Here is a 5,331-nt window from a genome sequence, read left to right as displayed (position 1 = left end):
CGTCGTACTGGTGCTGGGCACGACCGCGCTGCTGACGCCGGGGGCCGAGATGCCGCGGGGGCTGGTCGCGCTCTGGTTCGCGCTGCCGCTCGCCCTGACGCTGAGCTGTCTGGCCATCGCGCGGGTCGAGGTGCACCCGTACTCGCACTGGGCCTCCCCGGCCGGTCAGCAGCTGCTCGGCACGCTGGCCCGGCACGCGGGCGGCGGCGCCGACGACCGTACGTATCTCACCTCCGTCGCCGTGCGCGGCATCCGCGCGGTCGGCGAACCGGATCTGCGCGCGGCCTTCGCGCACCGCGAGCAGTACCGCGAGCAGTTCGACGAGTGGCGGCGCTGACCTCGGCGTGAGAGCGCGCCAGGGGGCGCACAGGGGTCATTGGGGCCGACACCGGCCCGACGGTGCTTGCCTTCGCCGACAACCGAACGAAACATCCCTTTTGTTGCTGCCGTGCTCCGAAGGGATACGCCACCATGCGAGCCGCCGCCCTGTACTCGGCCGCCGGGTCCTTGCTCCTGACCACCCTCGCCGCCGCCCCGGCCACCGGTGCCCCGGGCGCCGTCGAGTCGGCCGGCACCGCGCTTGCCGCCGCGCACGCCCGGGCCAAGGGCATCGACTTCGGGAAGTGCCCGGACGCGCAGGACATGCCCGGCACCATGGAGTGCGGCACGGTCTCCGTCCCGCTCGACTACGCGCACCCCGACGGCAAGCAGATCAAACTGACCGTCGGCCGCGCCCGGGCCACCCACAAGGACCCGCACAACAGCAAGCGCAGAGTGCCCAGCCAGGGCTCCCTGGTCTACAACCCGGGCGGCCCCGGTGCCTCCGGCCTCTACTTCCCGCTGATCGGCATGCTCCCCGAGTGGAAGCGCATCGCGTCGGCCTACGACCTCGTCGGCTACGCCCCGCGCGGGGTCGACAAGTCGGCACCGCTGTCCTGCGAGGACCCCAAGCACTTCTTCAAGGCGCCCTCGCAGTCGCCGACTTACCCCTCGGAGTCGTACAAGAAGGAGCGCGTCGCCGAGGCCAAGGCCTACGCGCGCGGCTGCGCCAAGCGCTCCGGCAGCAAGCTGCGGTTCTACAACTCCCTCAACAACGCCCGCGACCTGGACGTCCTGCGCGCCGCCCTCGGCGAGGACAAGCTGACGTTCATGGGCGCGTCCTACGGGACGTACTTCGGGGCGCTGTACGCGACGCTGTTCCCCTCGCACGTACGGCGAATGGTTTTCGACTCGGCGGTGAACCCCGACCCGGAGCAGGTCTGGTACCGCAACAACCTCGACCAGTCGGCCGCGTTCGAGAGCCGCTGGGCGGACTTCCGGGAGTGGATCGCCAAGCACGACGACGTGTACGGGCTCGGCGACACGGCCGCGAAGGTGCTGCGCAGCTACGAGAAGGCGCAGGCGCGGCTCGCCGAGAAACCGGCGGGCGGCAAGGTGGGGCCCGCGCAGTTGCAGGGCTCGATCCTGTCGGCCGGGTACTACGACGACTACTGGCCGCACACCGCGGCGGCGCTGTCGGCCTACTTGAAGGGCAGGCCCAAGCTGCTGGTGCAGCAGGCCGGGCCGACGCCGGGGGCGGCCGTCGAGGCGGAGAACGGCAACGCGGTGTACACGGCCGTCGAGTGCAACGACGCGCCCTGGCCGAGCGAGTGGAGCGTCTGGGACCGGGACAACACCCGGCTCGCGCGCGTGGCGCCGTTCGAGACCTGGGACAACGTGTGGATGAACCTGCCGTGCGCGTACTGGCCCGAGCCGCGTCAGCAGGCCCTTGATGTGCGGACGGGCCCGGGTGAACTCCCGCCGGTGCTGATCATGGCTGCCGAGCGGGATGCGGCTACGCCGTACGACGGGGCGCTTGAGTTGCAACGGCGCCTGTCCGACTCGGTGTTGGTGACCGAGCGGGATGCCGGGACGCATGGGATCGCGGGTGGGGCCAACAAGTGTGTCAACGGGTATCTGGACGCTTACTTGTTGGAGGGGCGGCTGCCTGAGCGGCATGCTGCTTGTGCGCCGCATGCTGAGCCGAAGGCTGCGCGACCAGGCCGTGATTAGTCTGCGGGCCGGTGGGGGCTGGTCGCGCAGTTCCCCGCGCCCCTAAAGGACAAAAAACTACGCCAGGCCTGCTACCAAGTCGCCGATGTCCTTGCGGCGGCCCGTGTAGAAGGGGACCTCCTCGCGGACGTGCATGCGGGCCTCCGACGCGCGCAGGTGGCGCATGAGGTCGACGATGCGGTAGAGCTCGTCGGCCTCGAAGGCCAGGAGCCATTCGTAGTCGCCGAGGGAGAAGGAAGCGACCGTGTTGGCGCGGACGTCCGCGTAGCCGCGGGCCATCTTGCCGTGGTCGGCGAGCATGCGGCGGCGGTCCTCGTCGGGCAGCAGGTACCAGTCGTAGGAGCGCACGAACGGGTACACGCTGATGTAGTTGCGCGGCGTCTCGTCGGCCAGGAAGGCCGGGATGTGCGAGCGGTTGAACTCGGCGGGGCGGTGCAGCGCCATGTTCGACCAGACCGGCTCCAGGGCGCGGCCCAGCTTGGTGCGGCGGAAGAGGTTGTACGCCTCCTGGAGCTGGTCGGCGGTCTCGGCGTGCCACCAGATCATGAGGTCGGCGTCGGCACGCAGGCCGGACACGTCGTACGTGCCGCGCACCGTCACGTCCTTCGCGGCGAGCTGGTCGAACAGCTCCTGGACCTCGTCGGCGTATCCGGCGCGGTCCTCGGGCAGCACGTCCTTCAGCTTGAAGACGGACCACAGCGTGTAGCGGATGGCCTCGTTGAGGTCCTTGGCCAGCTTGCCCTTGTTCGGGATACGGCCGGGCTCGGTGGTGGGGGCGTCGTCGCTCATGGGGCTATTCTCCCGCTCCGCCGGACGCGCTCGGCACCGGGGCGCCGGTCAGCCGCTCGACGGCCGCGTACGCGCTCGCGATGGTGGCCGGGATGCCGACGCCGTCGTAGGCCGCGCCGCACACGGCGAGGCCGGGCAGCTTGGCGACGTGTTCGCGGATACGGGCCACGCGCGCGTGGTGGCCGACCGGGTACTGGGGCAGGCCGTCGGTCCAGCGGGTGACGCGGGTGTCGAGGGGCGTGGCGTCCAGGCCGGTGGCCTCGCGCAAGTCGTGCCGTGAGACGTCGACCAGCTCGGCGTCCTCGCGCTCCAGGACCGCCGTCTCGCCGTACCGGCCCACCGAGGTGCGCAGGACCAGCACGTCCGGGTTCTCGTCGGCGATCCAGCCCCACTTCTGGGAGGCGAAGGTGGACGCCTTGATGGTGCGGCCGTCGACCGGCGGGACGAGGAAGCCGCTGCCCTCGGGGAGTTCGGTGCCTGCGCGGCGGTAGGCGAGGGTGACCAGGGCCATCGAGGCGTACTCGACGGCCCCCAACTCGGCGGCGGCGCCGGGCACTTCGGCCCGCAGCAACTGGGCGGCGACCGGCGCGGGTACGGCGACGATCACCCCGTCGGCGTCCAGCACCCGGTCTCCGGCGACGACCCGCCAGCCCGCCGCGCCGCTCCGGCGCAGCTCCGTCACAGGTGTCCCGGTGAGGATCTCGGCGCCCCGCGCGCGGACCGACTCCGCGACGGCGAGCGGCAGTTGGCCCACTCCGCCCTCGATGCCCATGAAGACCGGGCCGGTCTGCTGTGCGGCGGCGGCGCGCTCCTGGATGCCCCGGACGGCCTCGGTGAGGGAGTCGTGGCTCTTCGCGGCCTCGAAGAGCTGCGGGACCGCGGAGCGCATCGAGATGCGGTACGCGTCGCCCGCGTAGACACCGCCCAGAAGGGGCTCGACCAGGCGGTCGACGACCTCGCGGCCGAGGCGCGCCGCCACGTACTCCCCGACCGCCACGTCCTCGCCGACCTCCGTGCGCGGCAGGTCGGCGTCGCGCTCGATGCGGTGCAGGCCCTCCTCCGAGAGGACCCCGGAGAGGGCGGCGGCGGTACCGGGGACGCCCATGACGTGACCCTTGGGCATCGGGCGCAGGGCACCCCGGGTCCAGAGCGAAGCGGTGGCGGTGGCGGGCGCCTGGAGGCGGTCGGTGAGGCCCACCTCGCGGGCCAGCGCGACGGCCTCGGGGCGGCGGGCCAGCATCGACTCGGCACCGAGGTCCACGCGGGCGCCGGCGATCTCGCCGGGCAGCAGCTTGCCGCCGACCCGGTCCGACGCCTCGACGACGGTCACGCGCACGCCTCTGTCCAGCAGCCGGTGTGCGGCGGCCAGCCCGCCGATCCCGGCACCGATGACGACGACATGCCCTGTACCCGTACGAGTCTCCACTTCGCGCATGCACCCAGCCTCTCAGACCCCACTGACAGTCCGACTCCGGCCCGTCGTCCGGCCGGTGTCCGGTGCGAGTCCCGACCGTGACCGCATCGGGACCGTTTCCCGCCAACGTCCCGCCCCGTCCCGGCGTCGAAGTTGCGTCAGTCGTCACGACGATCCTCGGGGGTACCGCCACATGCGCGCACACCACTCCATACGCCCTGGCCAAGCCCTGGCCGGACTCCTGCTGGCCTCGGCCCTCGCGCTGACCGGGTGCAGCGGCGGCGCGAACGACACCTCCGCCAGCGACGCCGGCGGGGACGCCAAGGCCGTGGCTCCGGGCACCGCTCAGCAGGAGGGCGCCTCGGGCAGCGGCAACGCCAGGACCAGCAAGTCCGTGCCCAAGCTCACCGCGAGCAGCATCATCCGTACGGCATCCCTCTCCGTGCGGGTCAAGGACGTACCGAAGGCCCTCGACGAGGCCCGTACCACCACCGAGATCGCGGGTGGGTTCGTCGGCAACGAGACGACCACCCGCGACGGGCAGGGCCACGAACGCACCCGGGTCGTCCTGCGGGTGCCCACCGACAAGTACGACGAGGTCCTCGCCGACCTGGAGGGCGCGGGCAAGCTGCTCGACCGGACCGCGAAGGCGCAGGACGTCACCGACCAGGTCGTGGACGTGGAGAGCCGCATCACCTCGCAGCGGGCCAGCGTGGCACGCGTGCGTGAACTGATGGACCGGGCCACCAAGTTGAGCGATGTGGTGGAGCTGGAGGGCGAGTTGAGCACCCGCGAGTCCGACCTGGAGGCGCTGCTCGCCCAACAGTCCTCTCTGAAGGACCGCACCAGCCTGGCCACCATCACGCTGTCCCTGTCGCAGACCCCGGTCGCGAAGGCCGCCGCGAAGGACAACGACCCCGGCTTCGTGGACGCCGTTGCGGGCGGCTGGCACGTCTTCGTGACGATGCTGCGCTGGGTCGCCCTGGCGCTCGGCGCGGTGCTGCCGTTCGCGGCCGTGGCGGCGCTGGCGCTCTTCGTGTGGCTGCGTCTCGTACGGCCGCGTCGGGCCGCGACCG

General features: G+C 71.9%; 4 protein-coding genes and 1 pseudogene. 3 read left to right on the top strand and 2 right to left on the bottom strand.

Annotation, left to right across the window (positions count from 1 at the left end; translation table 11 throughout):
• Together R6V09_RS44995 and R6V09_RS44990 are read left to right on the top strand one after the other, a co-directional pair.
• Positions 1 to 337, top strand: a pseudogene (locus tag R6V09_RS44995) (TIGR04222 domain-containing membrane protein); the annotation flags it as partial.
• 134 nt (positions 338 to 471) lie between these two features.
• Positions 472 to 2,052, top strand: a complete 1,581-nt coding sequence (locus R6V09_RS44990) for an alpha/beta hydrolase (RefSeq protein WP_317887262.1) — start codon at positions 472 to 474, stop codon at positions 2,050 to 2,052.
• A 57-nt stretch (positions 2,053 to 2,109) separates the two neighbouring features.
• Here R6V09_RS44990 and hemQ read toward each other — a convergent pair whose 3' ends face one another.
• Together hemQ and hemG are read right to left on the bottom strand one after the other, a co-directional pair.
• Positions 2,110 to 2,841 carry a hydrogen peroxide-dependent heme synthase gene (gene hemQ, locus R6V09_RS44985; protein ID WP_317887261.1) on the bottom strand — a complete coding sequence of 244 codons (732 nt, stop codon included), beginning with the start codon at positions 2,839 to 2,841 and terminating at the stop codon, positions 2,110 to 2,112.
• Between the two features lie 4 nt (positions 2,842 to 2,845).
• A complete protein-coding gene (gene hemG / locus R6V09_RS44980) occupies positions 2,846 to 4,276 on the bottom strand; it encodes a protoporphyrinogen oxidase (RefSeq protein ID WP_317887260.1) in 1,431 nt (476 codons plus the stop codon).
• A gap of 172 nt (positions 4,277 to 4,448) precedes the next feature.
• On the opposite strand from hemG, the gene R6V09_RS44975 reads away from it, so the two are divergent.
• Positions 4,449 to 5,331, top strand: an 883-nt coding sequence (locus tag R6V09_RS44975) for a DUF4349 domain-containing protein (protein ID WP_317887259.1), incomplete at its 3' end; no start/stop codon positions are given.

This window comes from Streptomyces sp. W16 (genome assembly GCF_033194735.1).
GTDB lineage: Bacteria > Actinomycetota > Actinomycetes > Streptomycetales > Streptomycetaceae > Streptomyces.
Note: the sequence above shows the minus strand (reverse complement) of the source record. Positions and strands in the feature narration are given on the sequence as shown.